The sequence below is a fragment of the Paenibacillus sp. SAF-068 genome, assembly GCF_051967555.1.
GTDB lineage: Bacteria > Bacillota > Bacilli > Paenibacillales > Paenibacillaceae > Paenibacillus.
Window position 1 is genome coordinate 1,581,946 of sequence record NZ_JBQCJX010000001.1, and the last position, 20,318, is coordinate 1,602,263.

Here is a 20,318-nt window from a genome sequence, read left to right on the forward strand (position 1 = left end):
CATAAGTGAGAAGATATGTGAACGGGTTGTGCTTGTTCATACTGCTACTACTGATTGTCGGTTGCACAACGCAAGAGTCTGAATCTGTGCCTCCTCCTATCTCGTCTAACAACTTGGAAGCTCTCCCGTCCGTTGAGGAATGGATGGAATCAACAGTGGCAAGGGACACCTCTACGAAGCCAATTGTCTTGGGTTTTTCACAACTCGGCAGAGAGAGTGCCTGGCGGCTGGCAAACTCCACGTCTATTCGAAATGCTGCGGCAGAATCGGGAATTTCCCTAGTGATAAAAAATGCAGAACAGTCTCAGACGAAACAGTTCGAGGCTGTTCGGTCGTTCATCAGACAAAAGGTGGATGTCATTGCCATTGCACCAGTCGTGGAATCGGGCTGGGATGGTATTCTTCATGAGGCCAAGGATGCAGGCATACCCGTGATCATCGTAGACCGGTCAGTCGATGTGAAAGACACTTCACTTTTTGTGACAACGATTGGATCGGACTTCTATGAGGAAGGTGTGAAGGCTGGGAAGTACATTCACGATCGGATGAGAAATTATCCGGGTTCGATACGAATTGCCGAACTGCAAGGCACGAGTGGTTCTACGCCTTCCATCCAGCGTGGCGAGGGATTTAGAAGCATTCTGGACACCAAAGCAGGTATTATTTTCTCACAAAGTGCTCCTGCTGATTTTACGGAGGATAATGGTAAACAAGTGATGAAAGAGTTTCTTCAGGTTCCGGAAGAAGAAAGGCCACAGGTTCTTTTTGCCCATAATGATGAAATGGCTTTTGGCGCCATTCAAGCGATAGAAGAAGCTGGGCTGAAGCCGGGAGAGGACATCATTATTGTCTCGGTGGACGGCTCCCGCAAAGCACTTGAAATTCTGGCCAGTGGGAAAATCAACGCGGTGGTGGAATGTAACCCGCTGCTTGGTCCCCAGCTTATGCAGGCTACCAAAGAAATTATTGCAGGACGAACCCTTCCGAAGCGCATGGTGCCCCCGGAGGACATTTTTACACAGGAGAGCGCTAGACGGGAGATGTACAACAGGCGATTCTAGTGATCATTATTTGTTTTATACTGAATCCACCTTGAACAAAAAATGCTTATCTAAGAGAAAGTACGCAGCGGATTACGCATATTTGAAAGCGCTTTTTTCGAGAGGTGAAAGTCCATTAAAGAGAGGGAGTGTAGAAGGTATTATGCTGTAAATATAATACTCAGAATTTTGCAACGGGCACTCACAATTTTTCACTTCGTAGAGCTTCAAACAATGCCAACATGGCTAGAGTTGATTTGAAGATTGGTGGACAGACGAAGGAAACGTTTTACTCTGGCGGGAGTGCTCCAGCGGTTTATACTCTGAATAATATCAGCCATGGGACGGGAAATCAGGTCATTGAGTTGGTTGTAACAGCCGATGAGGGGACATGGAATATATATATCGATTACTTGGAAATACATTAATAAGCTCAAGGGTGAATGAAAAATAATGCACGATGATGAATTCCCATTGGGTTGTCCCCATGGGAATTCATCATGTTTTTGGATATTTTGTAACACAAAAATGGACGGAAGTCATTTATAATGGATGAAATTGCGGATAGGAAGAATCTGGTGTATATTGAAATATTCTATGGAATAGGAGTGAATTGATCCAATGATCATTATGATTAATGGAGCGTTTGGTTCGGGAAAAACTTCTGCGGCAGAAGCGCTTCAACCCTTAATCGCCAACAGTATGATCTACGATCCTGAAGAAATTGGTTACATGCTGAGAAAACTTCTTCCGGAGCGTTGTAGAGAGGAAAGGGAACGGACGGACGATTTTCAAGATATCGAACTATGGAGAATTCTAACCGTAAAGACGGCTAAAGAAGTAAAGCAAAAATACAACAAACACTTAATTATTCCCATGACCATCTATAAAGAGGAGAACTTTGATTACATCTATAACGGGATGAGTGAGATCGATCAGGACATTCATCATTTTTGCCTAACAGCTACAGAAGAGACCATTTATCATCGTTTGGCTAAACGCGGAGATGAATTTGGCGGCTGGCAGTATCAACAAGCAGCAAAGTGTGTTGAAGCTTTAAAGGATGAACGATTTCAAACCCACATTGTTACCGATCATCTGGAGACCAGTGAAATCATAGAGCTTATCTTAAAGCAGGTCCTATACAAATAATGATCATTTTTTTTAAAATAGGAGGGTTTTATAGTGATGATTGTACATGCACTCTTAAGAAAAGAGTGGGAAGTCGCGTTGATCAATGGGGTATACACAGCAGCATCTTTAAAGAAGGAAGGTTTCATTCATTGTTCACCTGTGGATAAGATTGTAGCTGTGGCTAATTATAACTACCATGGGACAAAGGGGCTAGTGCTACTTTGCTTGGATACATCCAAAATAAAAGCAGAGGTTGTATGGGAAGATCTGTATAATGAAGGCAGGGAATATCCTCATATATACGGTGAGTTAAATCTAGACGCGGTACTTCATACATATGATTTTGAGCCTAATGAAGAAGGGGGATTTTCGCTACCTGCTGATTTAGAGAGCATGCGGTGATGATGGATTTCTTAGAGAACCGTGGATGCGGGTGAAGAAAATGAACAGCAAGGGAGGAATGGTAATTGACAACAGTGACTTTTGAAGAGGTAACCGAACAGCACCTTCCTGAAATTAGAGTGATTTATAACTATTATGTAAAGAATACAACCATTTCGTTTCATACGGAGGAATTGGACCTTGATCAGATTAAATCCTCTGTGATGAACAAGGATACGCGGTATAAAACTTATGTAATTCTCGAAAACAATCAAATGATGGGCTATGTTCTGATCACCCAATATAAGAGTAAACAGGCTTATGACATATGCGGAGAAGTTACTATATATCTGAAGCCCGATATTTTGGGAAAAGGCTTGGGCAAACAAGCACTTCGTTATATTGAGAAGGTTGCAAAAGAACAAGGATTCCATACCTTAATTGCGACGATTTGCATGGAGAATACCAGAAGTAAATCATTATTCGAGAGAAATGGTTATGAACAATGTGCTCTGTTCAAAGAGATCGGATATAAGTTTGATCGAAAACTGGATATTGGAAGTTTCCAAAAGATATTGTAAGGGGAATACGAAATGAGTAATAACCTATATGTTGTATCTGGACCCCCAGGAGTAGGGAAATCTACAACTCCCAAGCTGCTGGTTCAAACTTTAGATAAAAGTGCATACATCTCTGGAGATGCGGTTAGTCACTTTCCGGTTAAAGGGCGGGGTAAACCCTGGCTCGATAAGGATACAAATGACTTAACGTGGAAAAACATATCTAGTCTGGTGAAAAACTTATTGGATTATAAATACGATGTAGTTTTGGACTATGTGTCCTTTCCGGAAGACGTTGATGGATTAATGACAGAATTGGCAGACTATCATGTTCGTGTAATCTATGTTGTATTAATGGTGGATCGTCAAACCATTATTCATAGAGACTGTCTAAGAGCAGAAGAACATCAAATGAAAGAAAGAAGTGTGATTCTGCTGGATGAGTTTGAAAATCATCTGGAGTTGAGAGTAGATAACAAGCTGTATACTCATCATTTTACAGAAGATCAACTACCTGAAATCGTCAGTGAAATTATAAACAATGAGAAATATCGGGTGAAGTAAATGCACGAGCGTCCAAATAGCTAATGGAGGATAGAAACAAGCATTTGATTGGGGGGATTTAGGTGTCTCGTATTTATGGAGAAAGAATTGTATTAAGAGAATACCAAGATTCTGACTTGAATTGCATTAAACAGTGGGTAAACGATCCAGAAATCACAGAGACTTTATCAGATAATTTTTTGTATCCTCATTCGAGTTATGAGACTGAATCCTTTTTTAAGTCAATGGTTGAAGGCAAGTCTTCAAACAAAAGTTTTATTATCGGATTGAGTGATTCATTGGATTATATAGGTCAGATTGATCTATACAAAATGGATTGGAAAAACCGCTTTGCATCTTTAGCAATTGTAATAGGAAGAAAAGAATTTTTAGGTAAAGGTTATGGGAGTGAAGCGATCCGTGTAATACAGAAGTTTGTCTTCGAAGAGCTAAATTTAAACAGATTAGAACTTGAAGTGTACGAGTATAATGAGATTGCTTACAAATGTTATTTAAAATGTGGCTTTAGAGAAGAAGGAAGATACAGAAAGAAGATATATAAAAAGGGGAAATACTGGGATAGTGTATGTATGAGTATCTTAAAAACTGAATATGAGAAGTTATAATCTCAAGAGGCATCCATGATTTGGAAGATCAATTATAATGGAAAACAGAAAATTGGAATTATAATATCAATAGCGTTGTTCAGTTGTATTCTTTATTAACTTCGGGTTGAATGACTGTCAGGTGGTTCTTCTTGTAATTGATAGTAACTACGTCACGGTTTATTGTGAATATCTAGAAAAAAGTTGAGGGATTATATAATCATATAGATAGACCGTCCCCTGCTGTCGCAAGTAACACTTAAGTAATATGTCTAACGAACCTGACACGTCTTATTCGGGGGGGGGGGGGGTGAGACGCTCTCCGAAATCTAAGGAATCTGAGACACGCTATATGGGGATAAATACCTTTTGTAGCATTTTTGTCAGATGATTTTGGGGAATAAGATGTCTCAGGTTCCTTACAATTTTAAAAGAGGACGTGAAGGCCGAATAAGATGTCCTGTGTTCCTTAGAAAATTGCTTGAGCTTGAAGACACACACTCTAATCATTTTCCTTAATGATATTTGACTGTTTATGAATACGATTACATCTTATGAAGGAGGGACTTCACCTTGTCTGATTACTACTGGGATGACCAAATGGAATATCTAAGAAATACGCGACGATATTGCGATAAATCATGCCCTTTATTACTCATAAGGAGGTACAGATGATGATTTATAGGAGAAAAACCTATATTATTGCGACTTCTTTTGTAGAAGAGTTTAATGCTCTATTTAATGATATTTTACTGCCATCCCAATTGAAATACGGATCAAGACTTATTGGGAGATGGCACACACCCATCGATGATGAAACCAGTGAAATTTTTGCGATGTGGGAATACGAAACCCTTGAACAATACGAAGAGATTGAGAAAAAGATAAAATCAGATACAGAACACGTAAAGCGAGTTCAAGCGCGTTTTGATCAAATCGGAAGACATCGGTATCAAGAAGTATTTCGCGAAGAAATTAGGCAAGCATTTTTCACATCGACAGTAGATCGCGAACAAACGATTTTAAAGTGAAATATAAGAAAAGGGAGATAAGAGTATGGTAGAGACAGAGCGACTTAATTTTAGGAAATATACCAAAAATGATTTCGATTTGCTTTTCGAGATGACACGTGAGCCAAGTATGATGAAATTTATAAGACATGGAGGACCCTGGACGAAGGAAGAAACCATGCAAAGCCTGGAAAAGTTCATCAACTGGAATGAAGACGATAAGGGGCTGTTCCTTGCATTCAATAAAGAGGATAACAAGTGCATTGGGACCTCTGGACTGATTCCTCAAATCATTGAAGGCATTGATGAGCTTGAAGTTGGTTACTGGGTTATGGAGCAATACTGGGGTATGGGTTACGGATATGAACAAGCACAAGCATGGAAAGAATATGGCATGGATCACTTGAAACAGAGACGATTAATATCGTTAATTCAACACGGTAATGTGGGTTCTATGAAAGTGGCGCAAAAGAATGGCATGAAACATGAGAAGGACGTAGACATCATAGGGAAAAAGGTAGCGGTGTACTCCATTGAGGTGAATGGATGATGACTCCATTTCCTGAATTAGAAACCAAAAGATTGCTGTTGAGAGAGATTAAACAGAGTGATTCCCATGATATATTTCAAATTTTTTCTTCAGATGAAGTTACAAAGTTCTACGATGTAGAGAGTTTTTCAAATATGAAACAAGCAGAAGAACTCATACAAAGATGGAATGAACGATTCGAAAAGGGTCAGGTTATCCGTTGGGGAATTGCTTTGAAGTCAGACAACAGAATTATTGGAACATGCGGATTTCATGGTTGGATGAAACAACATCATAAAGCTGCGATGGGATATGAATTAGCACCGGAGTTCTGGCGGCAGGATTATATGACTGAGGTCACTCAGAGAATTGTTGAATATGGATTCAAGAAGCTTGAATTAAATAGAATTGAAGCGTTTGTAGAGCCAGAGAACGCAGGATCAAGAACGTTGCTTGAGAAAATTGGCTTCAGTGAAGAAGGCATATTGAAAGAAAACTATTATTGGAAAAATCGATTTGTTGATAATGTCATCTATGCATTGTTGAAGAAAGATTATGTATGAGAATTCGAATTATTGGATCTTGCGGTAGTGGGAAATCAACATTAGCCAAAGAATTATCGGATAAATACGATATTCCTTCCTATGAATTAGACAATCTCATCTGGGACAGAAGCGCCGAAAATCTGAGATACCCTGAAAGTGTGAGGGATGAATCCGTCCAATCTATTGTCAGTTCAGGGGCTTGGATCATAGAAGGAGCACAGTGCAAAGATTGGACATTAAAGTCCATCCAAGAAGCGGATTTGATTTTTATATTAGCCCCAAATGTTTTCATTAGAGACTATCGAATTATAAAGAGGTTTGTATTGTCCAGATTGGGCTTGCGACCGTGGAATTACAAGCAGTCATTCAAGGGTTTATGCAAGATGATTGTGAAGTGGAACCATCAGTATAATATAGAAGAAGTTATATGTACAGTTAACGAGAACCGTAAGACTGCAACAATCACGAAGAATAAAAAACAAGTGATACAGTTGATTGAACATCATTTGGAGGTGGCTCTATATGACAGTGAAAAGAACGTTAGCATTAATCGTGGTTTACTGAAAGAGGAGATAGGATGAGAGATATAAACATTCAACCCGTTACACGAGAGAATTGGGAAGAGGCGCTGAAGATCGCTTTATATGAGCACCAAATCTCATTAGTTCCATCCGTTATTGAGGGGATCGCTTACGCCTATATAAAACCGTGGGATGTAGCATTTGATCCTTACGTACTTGTGATCGATAGTAAGGTATTTGGTTTCTTCTATCTGAGTTATACTCCGGATAGTACAGATAATTACTGGATTGGTGGTTTTCAAATTGATAAATCCTATCAAGGTAAAGGAATGGGAAAGCGCGCTATAAGAGCCATTTTAGATTTCATCTCGAAACAGCATCCTTTATGTAAAGTTATTTCATTAACGGTTGAACGTGAGAACAAAGTAGCACAGAACTTGTATAAGAGCATGTCCTTCATTAGTGAGAATGAAACCAATTCAGATGATGAAGTAATCTACAGGTTGGCAATAAAATAATAAGATATTCAAATAGTTTAACAATCACATGTGATGCAGTGGTTTAACAATTATATTTTGAAAGAGTAGTCACATATTGGAGGAATGAAATGAGCCAATGGTTTGATCTGGATGGACTTGATCCAGCGTTAATCAAATTTGCAGTTATGATCGCTAAATACAACAATCAATTCATCATTATAAAAAATAGAAAAAGAGGAGGCTGGGAGATCCCAGGAGGCAACAAAGAAATAGGGGAAACCATTTTACATACGGCAAGTCGAGAACTCTATGAAGAGACAGGTGCAGTGCATTTTGAATTAACACCTTATGGCGTATATGAATGGAATGGGAGCTTTGGTATGGTCTCTTATGCTGAGGTTATACTGCTCGGTAGCTTACCCGAGTCGGAGATTGATGAAATAAAACTTGTGGACGTATTGCCTGAAGGGATGAACTTCGGAGATATGTTTTATCATTTCCTGGATAGATGGGATGGACTTGAGAAGTATGAGTTTAAGAAATACACCATCGAAATAAATCATGTAAATGAGTTACCTGTAATTAAAATAAGCTGATTGTCGTTGGAGGAAATCTGTTTTGAAACTGAAGGAGAGATGGCAACGCCCATGATAACGTATAGGACTTTGACCCTTGAAGATGTCAACCAGTTGGGGGATATAGACCGTTCGGAACATATTGATCTCATCTATGAAATGAGAGAGAGCGAATTAGTAGAGCTAAAACAAAATCATGATTGCTCCAACTGGGATGAAAAGCTTTTGGAGGAGATTCAAAATCGATACATCTCCGAATTAGAACAAGGTGGCATGGCATATGGCGCGTTTGCTGACGATCAGTTCATTGGATTTGGAGTGCTGGCACATCAACTTAGAGGAAGAGAACAAAATCAATTACAAGTTGACTTGATGTATGTCTCACGCGGGTACAGAAGACAAGGCGTTGGAAAACGTATTCTAAACCAATTAGGTGAAGAGGCTAAGAAACGTGGCGCACAGTATCTGTATATCTCCTCCACAGAGACGAGATCGGCAGTATCCTTTTACAGAAGCCAGGGCAGCCAGATTACTAGTGAAATTGATCATGAACTTTATGACAAAGAGCCGAAAGATATACACATGATAAAGGAGCTGGGCACATGACAACAACAGTAGGCATACTTGGCACCATTCATAATCCAGAACTTAGGGAGCGTTATGATTGTTCCATTTCCCTCTACACGGATGTCATTACTGAGTTTAAGCCAGATCTCATTTGTGGTGAAGTGCATCCACAGAGTTGGTTGAGATATCAGAAGGACACACATGATAGAGGATACTGGGGAGAACCGGCCAGTGAGTATTGGGATTTGGTATTCCCTTTGTGCGAGGAGCGTAACATTCCATTTGTCCCTATTGATTGGTTTGAATTGGATGTGTGGAATGCTTTTGATCCATTTAACGGTTATTCGGGCGAGGAACGCCAGGAACTTGAACAGCGGGATAATCATTGGTTTGCGGAACAGATGGAGACGTATCGATTTGGCGAGATTCCTTTTAATTCAAAAGAGTTCGATCGGGTAACCAGACAAAAATATGAATGGTTGTATCAGGTGAATGCGAAGGCACAGAACTTTCGGTGGGTGGTCCGTAATCAGATTATGGTTCAAAGAGTCAAAAATACAATTGAAACTCATCCAGGAAAACGAATTCTCTGTATCGTAGGAGCCGATCATAATTATATCTTCCAAGAAGAGCTGATGAAAGAACCCGTTGAATTGCTTTATCCGTTACGATAAAGGTAAATTCGGTAGAATTACGGCCCGAAATTTATAATTTAAGGAGCATTACATGCCTAAAAAAGTCCGTAAAACATTCAAGTACAGCATATTCAGTATTATTTTAATAGTTATAGTAGCTCTACTATATCCCACATGGACACCCAAAATTACAGCAGAGAACAGCATCACCAGGTTAGAGCAGGTCGAAATTAACGGTACAGGACATGAAGTCATGATCAGGGGAGTTGACCGGAGTAATCCTATCCTGATTTTTGTGCATGGGGGGCCGGGATGCTCGGAGATCCCTTACGTTAGAAAATATCAGAAAGAGCTTGAGGAAAACTTTACTATAGTCCACTATGATCAACGTGGGAGTGGGAAGTCCTATCACTTTTTTGAGGATTACTCGAATCTGACAACAGATGTATTAGTAGATGATTTGTTAGCGTTAAGTGATTATGTATCTAAGGAGTTAAAACAAGAGAAGGTTATATTAATCGGTCATTCATTTGGTACATACATCGGAATGAAAGCTGCGGCTAAGGCGCCAGCTCAGTTTCACGCCTATATTGGCATTGGGCAGATGGCAGATACGCTTCAGAGCGAACGGGAGAGTTTGGAGTACACGTTAGAACAAGCGAAACAAGCCGGTAATGCAAAGGATGTACAAAAACTGGAGCTAGTTCGTGACTCAATCGAGCAAGGAGAGAAACTCACACCTAGAATTCTTGTGAAAAAGTACGGCGGCTCAGCCAGACTCATCCATGAGAATAGAGATTATATTTCAGGATTCCTATTTAGTCCCGAGTACAATGGGCTGGATATCATTCGCTTTTATTCAGGGATTTTCAGTTCGCAAGACATCTTACTAAGGGAAGCATTTGATCAAAATGTACCCGATATTGTGGATCATCTGGAGATTCCTAGTATTTTGTGATGGGTAAATATGATTATATGACCTCTGCGAATGCAGCACGTGCTTATTTTGATGTGTTTGATGCACCGATCAAAGACTTCATTATATTCAACGAGTCGGCGCATTACCCACAGTTTGAGGAGAAAGAGAAATTCGTAAAATGGTTAAATGAGCTAAAGTATCCAGTTCAATGGTGAAACTAAAATTTTGTAATAAAAAGTCAAAAATCAGAATGAAGATATCGCTTTATTTTCCATAAATGTGTTATTATGTTGATGAAAGACGAAAATTTCATTTGTTTGATCGATAGGAGAGGAGGCACGAATTCTCGATTCATTCAATCTGTAAATAATAGATTAACTGCACTGCTTGTTAAAAAATAATAGAATAAGCGGAGGTATGGTTATGTTCAAAAAATGGAAGAAGTTTGGTATCAGCAGCTTGGCGTTTGTGTTAGTGGCTGCGGTAGCCTTCACCGGCTGGAGTGCTAAAGCATCAGCAGCAGATGCTTCGCAAATTGTGGCTGAGATGGGTGCAGGATGGAACCTGGGCAATCAGCTGGAGGCATCAGTGAACGGCACTCCGAATGAGACAGCATGGGGCAACCCTACAGTGACTCCAGAGTTGATCAAAAAGGTAAAAGCGGCGGGCTTCAAGTCGATTCGTATTCCCATTTCTTACTTGAACAACATTGGAAGCGCTCCCAATTATACAATCAATGCCGCATGGCTGAATCGAATTCAGCAAGTCGTAGATTATGCCTACAATGAAGGTCTGTATGTCATCATCAATATTCATGGCGATGGTTACAATTCTGTACAGGGTGGATGGTTGCTCGTGAATAGTGGCAATCAGACGGCCATTAAGGAAAAGTATAAAAAGGTGTGGCAGCAGGTGGCTACCAAGTTCAGCAACTATAATGATCGTCTTATCTTTGAATCCATGAATGAAGTATTCGACGGCAACTATGGCAACCCGAACTCGGCGTATTATGCCAATCTGAACGCCTACAATCAAATCTTCGTGGATACGGTTCGTCAAACTGGAGGTAACAACAATGCCAGATGGTTGCTGATTCCGGGCTGGAACACCAATATTGACTTCACTGTTGGTAATTATGGTTTTGCTCTTCCAACAGATAATTTCAGATCCTCCGCAATTCCTAGCTCACAGAAGAGAATCATGATCTCGGCACACTATTACTCCCCATGGGATTTTGCAGGTGAAGAAAATGGCAATATCACGCAGTGGGGTGCAACGGCAACGAATCCTGCCAAGAAGTCGACTTGGGGGCAAGAGGATTATCTGGAATCGCAGTTTAAGTCCATGTACGATAAATTTGTGACTCAAGGTTATCCTGTAGTGATTGGTGAGTTTGGTTCCATTGATAAAACGTCGTACGATTCAACCAACAATGTATATCGCGCCGCTTATGCCAAAGCAGTTACAGCAAAAGCCAAGAAATACAAAATGGTTCCTGTTTACTGGGACAATGGGCATAACGGCCAACATGGATTCGCCTTGTTTAACCGTCAGAATAATACCGTGACTCAGCAAAACATCATTAATGCGATCATGCAAGGTATGCAATAATAGATGAACTAGCTTGATCCGTGCAAACGGCGTGTTCCTACAAAAGGGACATGCCGTTTTTTTGTGCTGCCGGATGGTGAGTTAAACAACATTTGCCAATGCATTTTACATAAGACATATACAGAATTCATTAAATGCCACAATAGCTTTTATATACTTAACTTGCTTGATATAGCGAACTAAAAGGACTAGGTGGTAGACGGAATGTTAAAAAAACGTGATTTGCAGGAATGCCATTCACTGTACAGCTTAATGATGGACCCCGCAGTTTCGCCTTACGTTCGTTATGCATGCCAATCATATGAAGAATATCTATTTCTCACGAAACAATTGATGGCCGAAGAAGAGCAAAAGACATTGATTTCCCGAACGATTTTGAATGAAACAGGGCAGCCTATTGGTACGATTGATCTGTATCATATTGAGCATCAAACCGGTTTTTTAGCCACCTGGATAGGATCACCGTTTTTTGGAAATGGGTATAGCCAAAGAGCCAAATCAGCCTTCTTTGTTGAATTGTTTCTGGAACATGGGATTGAAACGGTATTTATGAAGATACGCAAGCAGAATATAAGATCCAGAAAAGCGGTACAAAAACTGCCTTATGTTAAGTTAGCCAATGATGTGTATCCAGAAGTCTATCAACGGATTAATAGGAATGAACAGATGTATGATCTGTATAATGTTGAACGGTCAGCCTTTATCGAAAATAGTATGAATCTGCACCAAGTGGTGGCTACGTAACTTATTCAGAGAGCGTCAACAGCGGCGTCAGAGATGACGGCGCTATTTGGTTATGATGAGATTAAAGATGGAACATATTTGGACATAAATGCAGGAATATGGAATAGAGAATCGAAAGTCACATAAGCGGATAAAGCGTATGCAATAGGGTGTAAGGTTAATGGAGGAGGCGTACTATGAACAATATCAACAAAATTTTGGGTGTAATTCTCATGGTTGGCAGTGTGTTTATTTCGACAATAGAGAGAATCTCAATACGAGTATCTGTTGCTATAGTAGAAGCAGGATATGCTTCGGGAGGAACCAATGTACCCCAGTTCGCTCAGACGAACGAGCATTCAACAGGTTTACTTGTATACTTCATGTTCTTCGTTGGATTCATACTATTGGTTGCGGGGTTCCCGGGGAGTTATAAGAAAAATCGTAATCGTGGGCATAGCAAGGAAGTTTAACTTGAGGAGGGATGAAAGTGGCCGAACAGGAGGAAGTATTATCGGGAGGAAATGTGAATCAGGTTGTCAGAATAGGTGGGACGGTTCGCAGGAGTGCCAGACCTGATCCTTACGTGCAGGAGCTGTTGGTGCATCTCGAAAAAGTTGGATACGATCATGCTCCTCGATATCTGGGAGTAGATGAACAGGGAAGAGAAATACTTACTTACCTCGAGGGAGTCGTTCCAGGCAATGATTATCCCGATCTGGAAGAGTTTATGTGGTCAGACGAATCTTTGATTGAAGTCGCTAAATTATTGAGAAGTTATCATGATGCGACCATTGGATTTACAACAACATCAGAATCAACGAACAGATATCCAGGCATCACAGAAGATGAGGTTGTATGTCACAATGATTTTGCGCCATATAATATGGTGTATAAGGCTGGCCATCCTCAAGGAATTATTGATTTTGATATGGCGGGCCCGGGTCCGCGAATGTGGGATATCGCCTATACCTTGTATACATCCGTGCCACTTGCAGATTTCTCACCAGAGATGAATGGAAAAGGTGTTACGACATACGCTAGCGAGCTGCACGGTGATATTCGAAAGAATCGCATTGCATTATTCATGACTAATTACGGTCTGGGTGTTCCGCCAGACTTGAAGGAGTGGGTTGTAGCCCGCATTCGTTTTATGTGTCAAACACTGACTAATCGTGCGGCTGCCGGGGAACTCGCTTTTATAAACATGGTAGAGGAAGGTCATCTTGCACACTATGAGAGAGAGCTTACCTTTCTTGAAAAGCATTTTGATGACTGGACTTAAAAAGGGAGTGAAATTCTCAATGTACAAACCAAAAACAACCGTAACAGACCAAAGTATCGTTGAATTTATTGAACAGATCGAATCTCCTCAAAAAAGGAAGGATGCCTATCAATTATTAAATATCTTCACGGAGACGACAGGTCATGAAGCAAAGATGTGGGGACCAAGTATTATTGGATTCGGTACATATCACTACAAGTATGATTCAGGTCACGAAGGCGATGCACCACTGGTTGGTTTCTCCCCACGAAAAGCGAAGATCAGTTTATATTTTGCCACGGGGGATAGTGAACGTGAGGATCTCCTTAAGGACTTTGGAAAATATACAACAGGCAAAGCGTGTGTGTACATCAACAAGGTAGCAGACATTGATGTGGATGTATTGAAAGCACTAATCGTGCAGTCTGTTGAGTTCTTAAAAAAAAACTATCCGGATCACTAACTCAGCAGGCTACCACGAGTACTGAATTATTGGAGAAAATAAAACGCTTCATATCACATAAACATGATGACGCATAAACAGGATGTCTTGATGATCAAGACATCCTGTTTTTTTTGCTTGAGTCTTCCTACCGTGTACCTTCCCCGTAAGCCCGAATCTCGATCAACTCCGCGTACTTGCTGCCATTGGTCGCATGAATGCTCACCTTAAGCGCTTGCGCATAGATGGGCACATCCAGGCGATGAACGACTTTTCTTCTGCGGTTTTCCGTAACGTTGATAATCTCGATCCACTCGCCAGACTGAGCCAATACCTCGACTTGATAATCCCGAACGAGTTCAGGCATAACACGGAATGTCGTCTGATGGTGATGCAAATTAACCAGATCCTCGTTCACATCATCATTGAACGTCAGATGCAGTTCGGCCAAGGTTTGTGGCTCTTCCCATGTCAGTTGTACCCATTCCGGCTTGCCAGACTGCATCAGCTGCGACATCCACTGCTGAGGCCCGCCGTAAGGGCGATGATAACCGTTGATCGTGTTGTCCGCTGAAAAGGCGTTAGTCTCAGCGAGGGTACGACAACAGAAGGGCTGACGTGCTAACCCTTGCATGGACCACAATACAACAGGCTGATCCGGGGCATGATCCTCCAGATTTTTGGACACATGGTTCTCTTCCGTTCTGAAGAAGATCAATACCCCGGTGTGTGCTTCCGTGGAGTGGTAGAGGGTGAAGGCTTCATTCGCCCGGATGATTATAAAAGCATTTTGCGGCTCTTCCGGTTGCCATTCGAGTGGAAGCTTCACCCACTGCTTAGCCCCTGTTGTAACGTGAACAGTCGCCGTAACTTGTAACGAATGCGGGACGTAGTTCTCCTTACGCCCCGTATCCCATAGCTCTACCGTCAACGCGGTATCGCCGGATGCATCCAGCAGCAGCTCCAGGCCGCTGAGCAATGGATGCACAGGCAGCAGCAGGGCAACATCCGTACCCAACGGGTACGTCTCGCCAGGCTGCTCAAGAGCGATGCCCGTCAGCGTGCTTGAGGCTGTGACCTTGGCACGCCGGGCCAGATCCAGCTCATCGTGGCTGCGCACCCCGATGATGGATGCGTCCTGCCGCAGCAACGTCTGCTGCAGCACCGCCAGATGCCTTGCGTACAGCTCGCGCGGCGACACCCCCATGGCCGCGCAGAGCGCCGCACCCGTACCTGCGGCTTCGCCGATGACGGCACATGTCGCCATGACGCGGGTCGTGCCGAAGGCGACATGTGATGCGCTGATGTCGCGTCCGGCCATGAGCATATTCCGCACATTGGCGGAATACAGCGAGCGGAACGGCACGTGATATACACCGTCGGCATGCATATGCTTCGAGCCGCTCGCTTCGGCGTACATGCCCTGCGGGGGATGCAGGTCGATGGACCAGCCGCCAAAAGCAACGGCATCCGGGAACTCCCGTTGGCTGATGATATCGTTCTGGGTGAGTACATAGTCACCTGTGAAGCGGCGGTACTCCCTTTTGCCAGGCAGAGAACCGATCCATTCCAGCGTCATATGGTCGGCTTCGAATTTGCCGGAATTCTTGATATAGTCCCAGATCCCGTAGATCACGGACCACAGTTCATCACGGATCAGCTCATTGTCATGAACGGTGTCATGCTCACCGCCCCATTCAATCCACCAGTAATGACAACCGGAATCCCCGCTGCGAATGACCCGGCGAATCGGAATGCTCGTCTGCGTGATATCCTTGGCAAAAGAGGGCGGGATATAACGGACAGGCGCACCCGTATCCTTGGTATAAAAGAGGAGCGTACTGCCCAGCGTTATCTGATCGGCCACCTCAGGCGCCCATTCCTCACCATATTCGCTGCGGGCTTCCCGGCCGAGTGCAAACTTGGCACCTGCCAGAAAGCCAACCAGTCCATCGCCCGTGCAGTCCAGATAGATCTGACTTTCGAATCGGATTTTGCGCTCAGAGCCCATCATCCACCCGGTAACAGAGGTGATCATACGTTCCTCTCCATCCCCAGTGGCCTCAACTTCATGGACATCCGTGTTCAGGTACAGGCTGATGTTGGATTCAGCTCGAACGGCCTCCAGAATGATCAAATCCCAGAGATAAGGATTGCCCTCCGGATTACGATATTGATTCTCTACAAACAGTTCCCCCATGATGCCAGTCTCGCGCGCATAGCGGTTAATTCCGTGGGCGGTAGCGCCGCAGACCCATACGCGTACTTCACTGCTGGAATTACCGCCGAGTACAGGACGATTCTGCACCAGAGCGACCTGTTGGCCCAGCCGGGCAGCAGATATAGCAGCGCATACGCCGGCAAGCCCGCCCCCGATGACGGTAATATCCGGTGTAACGAGTTCATGCTTCATACGAACACCTCTCTCATTGAATATGGATAAGCCTTAGCTAAGATTTCTTGCTTCATATCTATAATTTCATATTAGTTCTATATATTTACTTTTCAAATACACTATATTATCATCGAGCATATACTTTATTTCATAACAAAGGCAGGTGTGTCATGGAGCTTTTTAATCACATCTACTGGAAGAAGAAAGCTGAATTTGCTCTGGCAGAAGATATCTACGACGCTTGGGTCGTCTTTGCCGTGGAAGAGGGCGTATTTCGTTACGAGATTGACGGGCAGACCGGAGAGGCGGGTTTTGCTGATCTGGTGTTGTGCCCACCCCACGTTCCTTTTCGCAGAGAGACGGTAACACCGCTGACGTTTCACTATATGTTGTTCCGTTGTAACTCCGCAGAGGGTGAGAGTCTCCTGCCGCCAATCGGAAAATCCTTTATTAATGATACGAAGCGACTGGCTTCTACATATGCCTATCTGCGTCTGGTGAGCGAGGATCACGATGAGGCTACAACAGGGTGGAAAACCCATCTAATGACGGATTTGTGGCGACTGTACCAATGGGAGCGCAGACAGAGCAGGCTAATGGAAACGAAGTTCACGGAGGATGCCCTGATGGCTGAAGCGGCAGTGTTGTTGGAGGAGTGGGCTGGAGAGGCAGTGAGTCTTCGAACGTTGGCGGAACATCTGGCGTTGAGTCCGGTCCAGCTTACCCGGAGGTTCCGGGAGGCCTTTCAAGAGACACCATCCGATTACCTAAAATCGATTCGTCTCAAAAAGGCAAAAGATTTGCTGGCAGATAGTAAGCTGACCCTGACGCAGATTGCCGAGAGATGTGGATATGAGAACGGATTTTATCTTAGCCGTGTATTTTCATCCACCATAGGAATAAGCCCCTCGGAATATCGGAGACGACATCAAGTGTGAGGTAAGGGTCCCACCTATCCAAACGATCTATTGATCAATCAAGTTTTTTCGAACACCAATAGAACATATCTGTGCATTTCACATGAAAGCAGACAGCGGATATCACAAAACCATGCAAATCATTCGCCTCCGGCTGTAAATGGCAGGCAGATGCTATAATGGGGTCATTAATTGCAGGGGAGCGAGCCAAGGGAATGAAAAAGCCACATTGGAAGAATTGGTTGCCACAGCGGCTCAGGTACCGCCTGTTCGGTGCGTTTGTCGTTTTGATTCTCTTGCCGTTCAGCGCATTGAATATTTACAATTATCAACAGATTGAATCGCTGGTCGAGCAGAAAATCAGTGAGCAGAGTCATGAGCAGCTCGTCCAGATGTACCGCTCTCTGGAGGACCAGATGAGCATTGCCTTCAAAACACTCATTTTTCTGGAACAGGATTCCGCGGTAAGAAGTGTGCTAACCTCCCCGGACAGTCGCACGCCGCTTGAAAACAAGTCACTGGTGGAAGAAAAGTTCAAAATGATCAATAACAGCTTTTTTCTATATAATCCTTCGGTGTACTTTACCTTGCTGGATTTTCATGATAGCGTTTACACTTCGTATTTGCCGAAAAATGCACTGAACTATGGCCCCTATCTGGAACAATTTCGTGAGCGGTTGGGTGAAATAACCTTTCCACAAGGCGGTGCAAAGTCACAGCCGCTTCAACCGGAAGAACTCTTTTATCGTTGGGATGCGAGGGATACCAACCCTGTGCTCAGAGAGTTATCCTCCAGCCCGTATCTGTTGTCACTGTATGCTTACATGAAAGATAGCGGCGGCAAGCGATACGGATTGGCACGAATTAGCATCGATTATTCCTACTGGTTCCAGACCATGCTGAAGGATTCACAGAGCAACCAGGAGTATTACCTTATTACAGGTAGTGGAGAGACCATAGCTAGTTCTTCCAAAACAGCAGTGCTTTCCCCGGACGTTACGCGTGAAATAGCTCTTCATCCAGCCCAGGCTTATCTGACCGATCCAGCCTCGGATACGCTGATTAATTACGTGTACATTGAATCACTGGATTGGTATATGGTGAATCGCATTCCACTTTCCATTCTGTTTACAGAAATATCCGAGCTTAAGCAGCGTTACTTTTTGACCTTTTTTGGTTTCACAGCTGCATTTGTAGTGATGGCTTTTATGATCTCGGCAACGTTCACGCGCCCTTTGTCGCACTTGCAGAATAAGATGAGGGAGGTTGTCCGCAAAAACCTCAAGATTCGTATTCCCGAAGGCCGCAGCCGAGGGGAAGTACTGGAACTGACACGTACGTTTAATACGATGCTGGATGATGCCAATCAGATGATCAACAGACTCAAGGTGGAGGAACGCCAGAAGGAAGCGGTACATTTTCACATGCTCCTGGCCCAGATGAATCCGCACTTTCTTCTGAATACGCTGAATACAATGAAATGGAGTGCGATCCGCAGCGGGAATGAAGAGATCTCCGAGATGTGTGTTTCCTTGGGCAAGTTATTGGAAGTCAGCCTGAATTCACAGGTCGAATTGGTATACCTGAAGGATGAGATCGAGTTGGTTCAAGCCTACCTTCATATCCAGCGGATTCGGTACCGCGATAGTTTTGAGGTGACTTGTGAGTTTGACGATAAACTGGAATATGCATTGGTGCCCAAGCTGAGCTTGCAGCCACTGGTGGAGAATGCCATTCATCACGGTGTCGGGCCACTGGAGCAACTTGGTCAGATCCGCATCGGAATTTATAGGCAAGACACAGGCATGCTGATGCTGGAGGTGGCAGACAACGGAATTGGAATGGCGGAATCCCGGCGTCAGCAGACAACCCGCACGCGTCCGGGGATTGGTCTGTCCAACCTCAGGGAGCGATTACGGTTATTGTTCAAAGGCCAAAGTGAACTTGAAGTGATCGATTCCGAGCCAGGGACATTAGTGAGGTTCAGCATTCCTTTTTTATTGTCGACGCCTTACGTACAGAAGCGATCAGACTAGCTGACTGGAGAGGGAGAATCTGGCATGTGGAAAGTATTGCTTGTAGAGGATGAGGTATTTGTACGGGAGTCGGTGCGAGAGATTATTTCCTGGGAGGAGCTGGGCTTCACGGTCATCGGAGAATCCGGTAACGGGACCGAAGCGCTGGCCATGATCATACAGGATACACCTGATCTGGTGCTGACCGACATTATCATGCCGGGCATGGACGGTCTGGAATTACTCAGGCAGACCCGTCAGGCCGGGTTGAAAACCAAATTTGTGATGCTTACCTGTATGGGGGAGTTCGAATATGTACGACGAGCGATGGAATACGGGGCTTCGAATTATATTCTAAAGTTGTCGATGAGTGTGAATTCACTGCGTGATACACTCCGTAAAGTAAGTGCGGAACTGGGAGCTTCGACGGAAGCCCGGACAGAGAACACTCAACAGGAAGAGCCATCGTCCACACCGGTTCTCACATCAACGCCAGCTTCGCCTGATTCTCTTACCGTCTCATCTGCGCCGTCTTCTGAGACTGATCTTCCTTTCACGCCCGTTCGTGAGCCGATTGTGAAGCATCCGGAGATTAGCAAAATCATTGAGTACATTGGCCAGCACTACGATCAGGACATTACCGTCAAATCCATGTCACGGTATGTGATGATGGGCGAGAATTATGTGAGTGCTCTGTTCAAAAAGAAAACCGGTCATACCCTGATCCACTACTTGCACGGGGTACGGATGGAGAAAGCAGCGGAGTACTTGCGCGAGACGGATCTTTCCGTACAGGAGATTGGTTACCGGGTAGGGTTCGGAAGTGATAATTATTTTATTAAAATATTCAAGCGTTGGACCGGCTACACGCCCAGCCAGTACCGTCACCGCTCGTGACTGACAGGATG

General features: G+C 43.5%; 23 protein-coding genes and 2 pseudogenes. 24 read left to right on the forward strand and 1 reads right to left on the reverse strand.

The window, feature by feature from the left end:
• The first annotated feature begins 5 nt into the window (after nt 1–5).
• The 21 genes and pseudogenes from ACTHPG_RS07120 to ACTHPG_RS07220 all read left to right on the forward strand — a co-directional run bounded on the left by ACTHPG_RS07120 (nt 6) and on the right by ACTHPG_RS07220 (nt 14,104).
• Nucleotides 6–1,061 carry an ABC transporter substrate-binding protein gene (locus ACTHPG_RS07120; RefSeq protein WP_440388417.1) on the forward strand — a complete coding sequence of 352 codons (1,056 nt, stop codon included), beginning with the start codon at nt 6–8 and terminating at the stop codon, nt 1,059–1,061.
• 158 nt (nt 1,062–1,219) lie between these two features.
• Nucleotides 1,220–1,468, forward strand: a pseudogene (locus tag ACTHPG_RS07125) (polysaccharide deacetylase family protein); the annotation flags it as partial.
• 193 nt (nt 1,469–1,661) lie between these two features.
• Nucleotides 1,662–2,192: an AAA family ATPase gene (locus ACTHPG_RS07130; protein WP_440388418.1), complete on the forward strand. Its 531-nt coding sequence runs from the start codon at nt 1,662–1,664 to the stop codon at nt 2,190–2,192.
• Nucleotides 2,193–2,228: 36 nt separating this feature from the next.
• Complete coding sequence (locus tag ACTHPG_RS07135) at nt 2,229–2,576, forward strand: DUF952 domain-containing protein (RefSeq protein ID WP_440390163.1); 348 nt, start codon at nt 2,229–2,231, stop codon at nt 2,574–2,576.
• A 74-nt stretch (nt 2,577–2,650) separates the two neighbouring features.
• Nucleotides 2,651–3,136, forward strand: a complete 486-nt coding sequence (locus tag ACTHPG_RS07140; RefSeq protein ID WP_440390165.1) for an N-acetyltransferase family protein — start codon at nt 2,651–2,653, stop codon at nt 3,134–3,136.
• 12 nt (nt 3,137–3,148) lie between these two features.
• Entirely contained in the window at nt 3,149–3,679 is a 531-nt protein-coding gene (locus tag ACTHPG_RS07145; RefSeq protein ID WP_440388419.1) for an AAA family ATPase, read from the forward strand.
• A 62-nt stretch (nt 3,680–3,741) separates the two neighbouring features.
• The gene (locus ACTHPG_RS07150) at nt 3,742–4,284 is read left to right on the forward strand and encodes a GNAT family N-acetyltransferase (protein ID WP_440388420.1); all 543 of its coding nucleotides are present in this window, start codon (nt 3,742–3,744) and stop codon (nt 4,282–4,284) included.
• A gap of 653 nt (nt 4,285–4,937) precedes the next feature.
• Nucleotides 4,938–5,294 (forward strand): NIPSNAP family protein, encoded by a 357-nt coding sequence (locus ACTHPG_RS07155; protein WP_440390166.1) that lies wholly within the window; start codon nt 4,938–4,940, stop codon nt 5,292–5,294.
• Between the two features lie 25 nt (nt 5,295–5,319).
• On the forward strand, nt 5,320–5,823 hold the full coding sequence (locus ACTHPG_RS07160) for a GNAT family N-acetyltransferase (protein ID WP_440388421.1): 504 nt from the start codon (nt 5,320–5,322) through the stop codon (nt 5,821–5,823).
• Nucleotides 5,823–6,365, forward strand: coding sequence for a GNAT family N-acetyltransferase (locus ACTHPG_RS07165; protein ID WP_440390168.1), 543 nt, complete (start codon nt 5,823–5,825; stop codon nt 6,363–6,365). The genes ACTHPG_RS07160 and ACTHPG_RS07165 overlap by 1 nt, the downstream gene beginning before the upstream one ends.
• On the forward strand, nt 6,362–6,928 hold the full coding sequence (locus ACTHPG_RS07170) for a hypothetical protein (RefSeq protein WP_440388422.1): 567 nt from the start codon (nt 6,362–6,364) through the stop codon (nt 6,926–6,928). Before ACTHPG_RS07165 ends, ACTHPG_RS07170 begins: the two co-directional genes overlap by 4 nt.
• Nucleotides 6,925–7,386 (forward strand): GNAT family N-acetyltransferase, encoded by a 462-nt coding sequence (locus tag ACTHPG_RS07175; protein WP_440388423.1) that lies wholly within the window; start codon nt 6,925–6,927, stop codon nt 7,384–7,386. Before ACTHPG_RS07170 ends, ACTHPG_RS07175 begins: the two co-directional genes overlap by 4 nt.
• 89 nt (nt 7,387–7,475) lie before the next feature.
• A complete protein-coding gene (locus tag ACTHPG_RS07180; protein WP_440388424.1) occupies nt 7,476–7,943 on the forward strand; it encodes an NUDIX domain-containing protein in 468 nt (155 codons plus the stop codon).
• Between the two features lie 39 nt (nt 7,944–7,982).
• Complete coding sequence (locus ACTHPG_RS07185) at nt 7,983–8,528, forward strand: GNAT family N-acetyltransferase (protein WP_440388425.1); 546 nt, start codon at nt 7,983–7,985, stop codon at nt 8,526–8,528.
• Nucleotides 8,525–9,163 carry a hypothetical protein gene (locus tag ACTHPG_RS07190; protein WP_440388426.1) on the forward strand — a complete coding sequence of 213 codons (639 nt, stop codon included), beginning with the start codon at nt 8,525–8,527 and terminating at the stop codon, nt 9,161–9,163. Before ACTHPG_RS07185 ends, ACTHPG_RS07190 begins: the two co-directional genes overlap by 4 nt.
• A 52-nt stretch (nt 9,164–9,215) precedes the next feature.
• Nucleotides 9,216–10,258 (forward strand): annotated as a pseudogene (locus ACTHPG_RS07195) (alpha/beta fold hydrolase).
• Between the two features lie 208 nt (nt 10,259–10,466).
• Nucleotides 10,467–11,654 (forward strand): glycoside hydrolase family 5 protein, encoded by a 1,188-nt coding sequence (locus ACTHPG_RS07200; RefSeq protein ID WP_440388427.1) that lies wholly within the window; start codon nt 10,467–10,469, stop codon nt 11,652–11,654.
• Between the two features lie 204 nt (nt 11,655–11,858).
• Nucleotides 11,859–12,398: a GNAT family N-acetyltransferase gene (locus ACTHPG_RS07205; RefSeq protein WP_440388428.1), complete on the forward strand. Its 540-nt coding sequence runs from the start codon at nt 11,859–11,861 to the stop codon at nt 12,396–12,398.
• 176 nt (nt 12,399–12,574) lie between these two features.
• Nucleotides 12,575–12,850 carry a hypothetical protein gene (locus ACTHPG_RS07210; protein ID WP_440388429.1) on the forward strand — a complete coding sequence of 92 codons (276 nt, stop codon included), beginning with the start codon at nt 12,575–12,577 and terminating at the stop codon, nt 12,848–12,850.
• Between the two features lie 11 nt (nt 12,851–12,861).
• A complete protein-coding gene (locus ACTHPG_RS07215; RefSeq protein WP_440388430.1) occupies nt 12,862–13,662 on the forward strand; it encodes a phosphotransferase in 801 nt (266 codons plus the stop codon).
• A gap of 19 nt (nt 13,663–13,681) precedes the next feature.
• Nucleotides 13,682–14,104: a DUF1801 domain-containing protein gene (locus tag ACTHPG_RS07220; RefSeq protein WP_440388431.1), complete on the forward strand. Its 423-nt coding sequence runs from the start codon at nt 13,682–13,684 to the stop codon at nt 14,102–14,104.
• A 127-nt stretch (nt 14,105–14,231) separates the two neighbouring features.
• On the opposite strand, the gene ACTHPG_RS07225 is transcribed toward ACTHPG_RS07220, so the two are convergent.
• Nucleotides 14,232–16,496 carry an FAD-dependent oxidoreductase gene (locus tag ACTHPG_RS07225; protein ID WP_440388433.1) on the reverse strand — a complete coding sequence of 755 codons (2,265 nt, stop codon included), beginning with the start codon at nt 16,494–16,496 and terminating at the stop codon, nt 14,232–14,234.
• A gap of 152 nt (nt 16,497–16,648) precedes the next feature.
• Here ACTHPG_RS07225 and ACTHPG_RS07230 point away from each other — a divergent pair, with 152 nt between their 5' ends.
• The 3 genes from ACTHPG_RS07230 (at nt 16,649) to ACTHPG_RS07240 (ending at nt 20,307) form a co-directional block, all read left to right on the forward strand.
• Nucleotides 16,649–17,416 carry a helix-turn-helix domain-containing protein gene (locus ACTHPG_RS07230; protein ID WP_440388434.1) on the forward strand — a complete coding sequence of 256 codons (768 nt, stop codon included), beginning with the start codon at nt 16,649–16,651 and terminating at the stop codon, nt 17,414–17,416.
• A gap of 194 nt (nt 17,417–17,610) precedes the next feature.
• Nucleotides 17,611–19,431 carry a histidine kinase gene (locus ACTHPG_RS07235; protein ID WP_440388435.1) on the forward strand — a complete coding sequence of 607 codons (1,821 nt, stop codon included), beginning with the start codon at nt 17,611–17,613 and terminating at the stop codon, nt 19,429–19,431.
• Between the two features lie 24 nt (nt 19,432–19,455).
• Nucleotides 19,456–20,307: a response regulator transcription factor gene (locus tag ACTHPG_RS07240; RefSeq protein ID WP_440388436.1), complete on the forward strand. Its 852-nt coding sequence runs from the start codon at nt 19,456–19,458 to the stop codon at nt 20,305–20,307.
• The last annotated feature ends 11 nt before the right edge of the window (nt 20,308–20,318 follow it).

Bases quoted from the DNA above. Each gene is read 5' to 3' on its own strand.
- ACTHPG_RS07130 (WP_440388418.1), top strand. From the start codon at position 1,662: ATGATCATTATGATTAATGGAGCGTTTGGTTCGGGAAAAACTTCTGCG.
- ACTHPG_RS07135 (WP_440390163.1), top strand. From the start codon at position 2,229: ATGATTGTACATGCACTCTTAAGAAAAGAGTGGGAAGTCGCGTTGATC.
- ACTHPG_RS07145 (WP_440388419.1), top strand. From the start codon at position 3,149: ATGAGTAATAACCTATATGTTGTATCTGGACCCCCAGGAGTAGGGAAA.
- ACTHPG_RS07155 (WP_440390166.1), top strand. From the start codon at position 4,938: ATGATTTATAGGAGAAAAACCTATATTATTGCGACTTCTTTTGTAGAA.
- ACTHPG_RS07160 (WP_440388421.1), top strand. From the start codon at position 5,320: ATGGTAGAGACAGAGCGACTTAATTTTAGGAAATATACCAAAAATGAT.
- ACTHPG_RS07165 (WP_440390168.1), top strand. From the start codon at position 5,823: ATGACTCCATTTCCTGAATTAGAAACCAAAAGATTGCTGTTGAGAGAG.
- ACTHPG_RS07170 (WP_440388422.1), top strand. From the start codon at position 6,362: ATGAGAATTCGAATTATTGGATCTTGCGGTAGTGGGAAATCAACATTA.
- ACTHPG_RS07175 (WP_440388423.1), top strand. From the start codon at position 6,925: ATGAGAGATATAAACATTCAACCCGTTACACGAGAGAATTGGGAAGAG.
- ACTHPG_RS07180 (WP_440388424.1), top strand. From the start codon at position 7,476: ATGAGCCAATGGTTTGATCTGGATGGACTTGATCCAGCGTTAATCAAA.
- ACTHPG_RS07185 (WP_440388425.1), top strand. From the start codon at position 7,983: ATGGCAACGCCCATGATAACGTATAGGACTTTGACCCTTGAAGATGTC.
- ACTHPG_RS07190 (WP_440388426.1), top strand. From the start codon at position 8,525: ATGACAACAACAGTAGGCATACTTGGCACCATTCATAATCCAGAACTT.
- ACTHPG_RS07200 (WP_440388427.1), top strand. From the start codon at position 10,467: ATGTTCAAAAAATGGAAGAAGTTTGGTATCAGCAGCTTGGCGTTTGTG.
- ACTHPG_RS07205 (WP_440388428.1), top strand. From the start codon at position 11,859: ATGTTAAAAAAACGTGATTTGCAGGAATGCCATTCACTGTACAGCTTA.
- ACTHPG_RS07210 (WP_440388429.1), top strand. From the start codon at position 12,575: ATGAACAATATCAACAAAATTTTGGGTGTAATTCTCATGGTTGGCAGT.
- ACTHPG_RS07215 (WP_440388430.1), top strand. From the start codon at position 12,862: ATGAAAGTGGCCGAACAGGAGGAAGTATTATCGGGAGGAAATGTGAAT.
- ACTHPG_RS07220 (WP_440388431.1), top strand. From the start codon at position 13,682: ATGTACAAACCAAAAACAACCGTAACAGACCAAAGTATCGTTGAATTT.
- ACTHPG_RS07225 (WP_440388433.1), bottom strand. From the start codon at position 16,496: ATGAAGCATGAACTCGTTACACCGGATATTACCGTCATCGGGGGCGGG.
- ACTHPG_RS07230 (WP_440388434.1), top strand. From the start codon at position 16,649: ATGGAGCTTTTTAATCACATCTACTGGAAGAAGAAAGCTGAATTTGCT.
- ACTHPG_RS07235 (WP_440388435.1), top strand. From the start codon at position 17,611: ATGAAAAAGCCACATTGGAAGAATTGGTTGCCACAGCGGCTCAGGTAC.
- ACTHPG_RS07240 (WP_440388436.1), top strand. From the start codon at position 19,456: ATGTGGAAAGTATTGCTTGTAGAGGATGAGGTATTTGTACGGGAGTCG.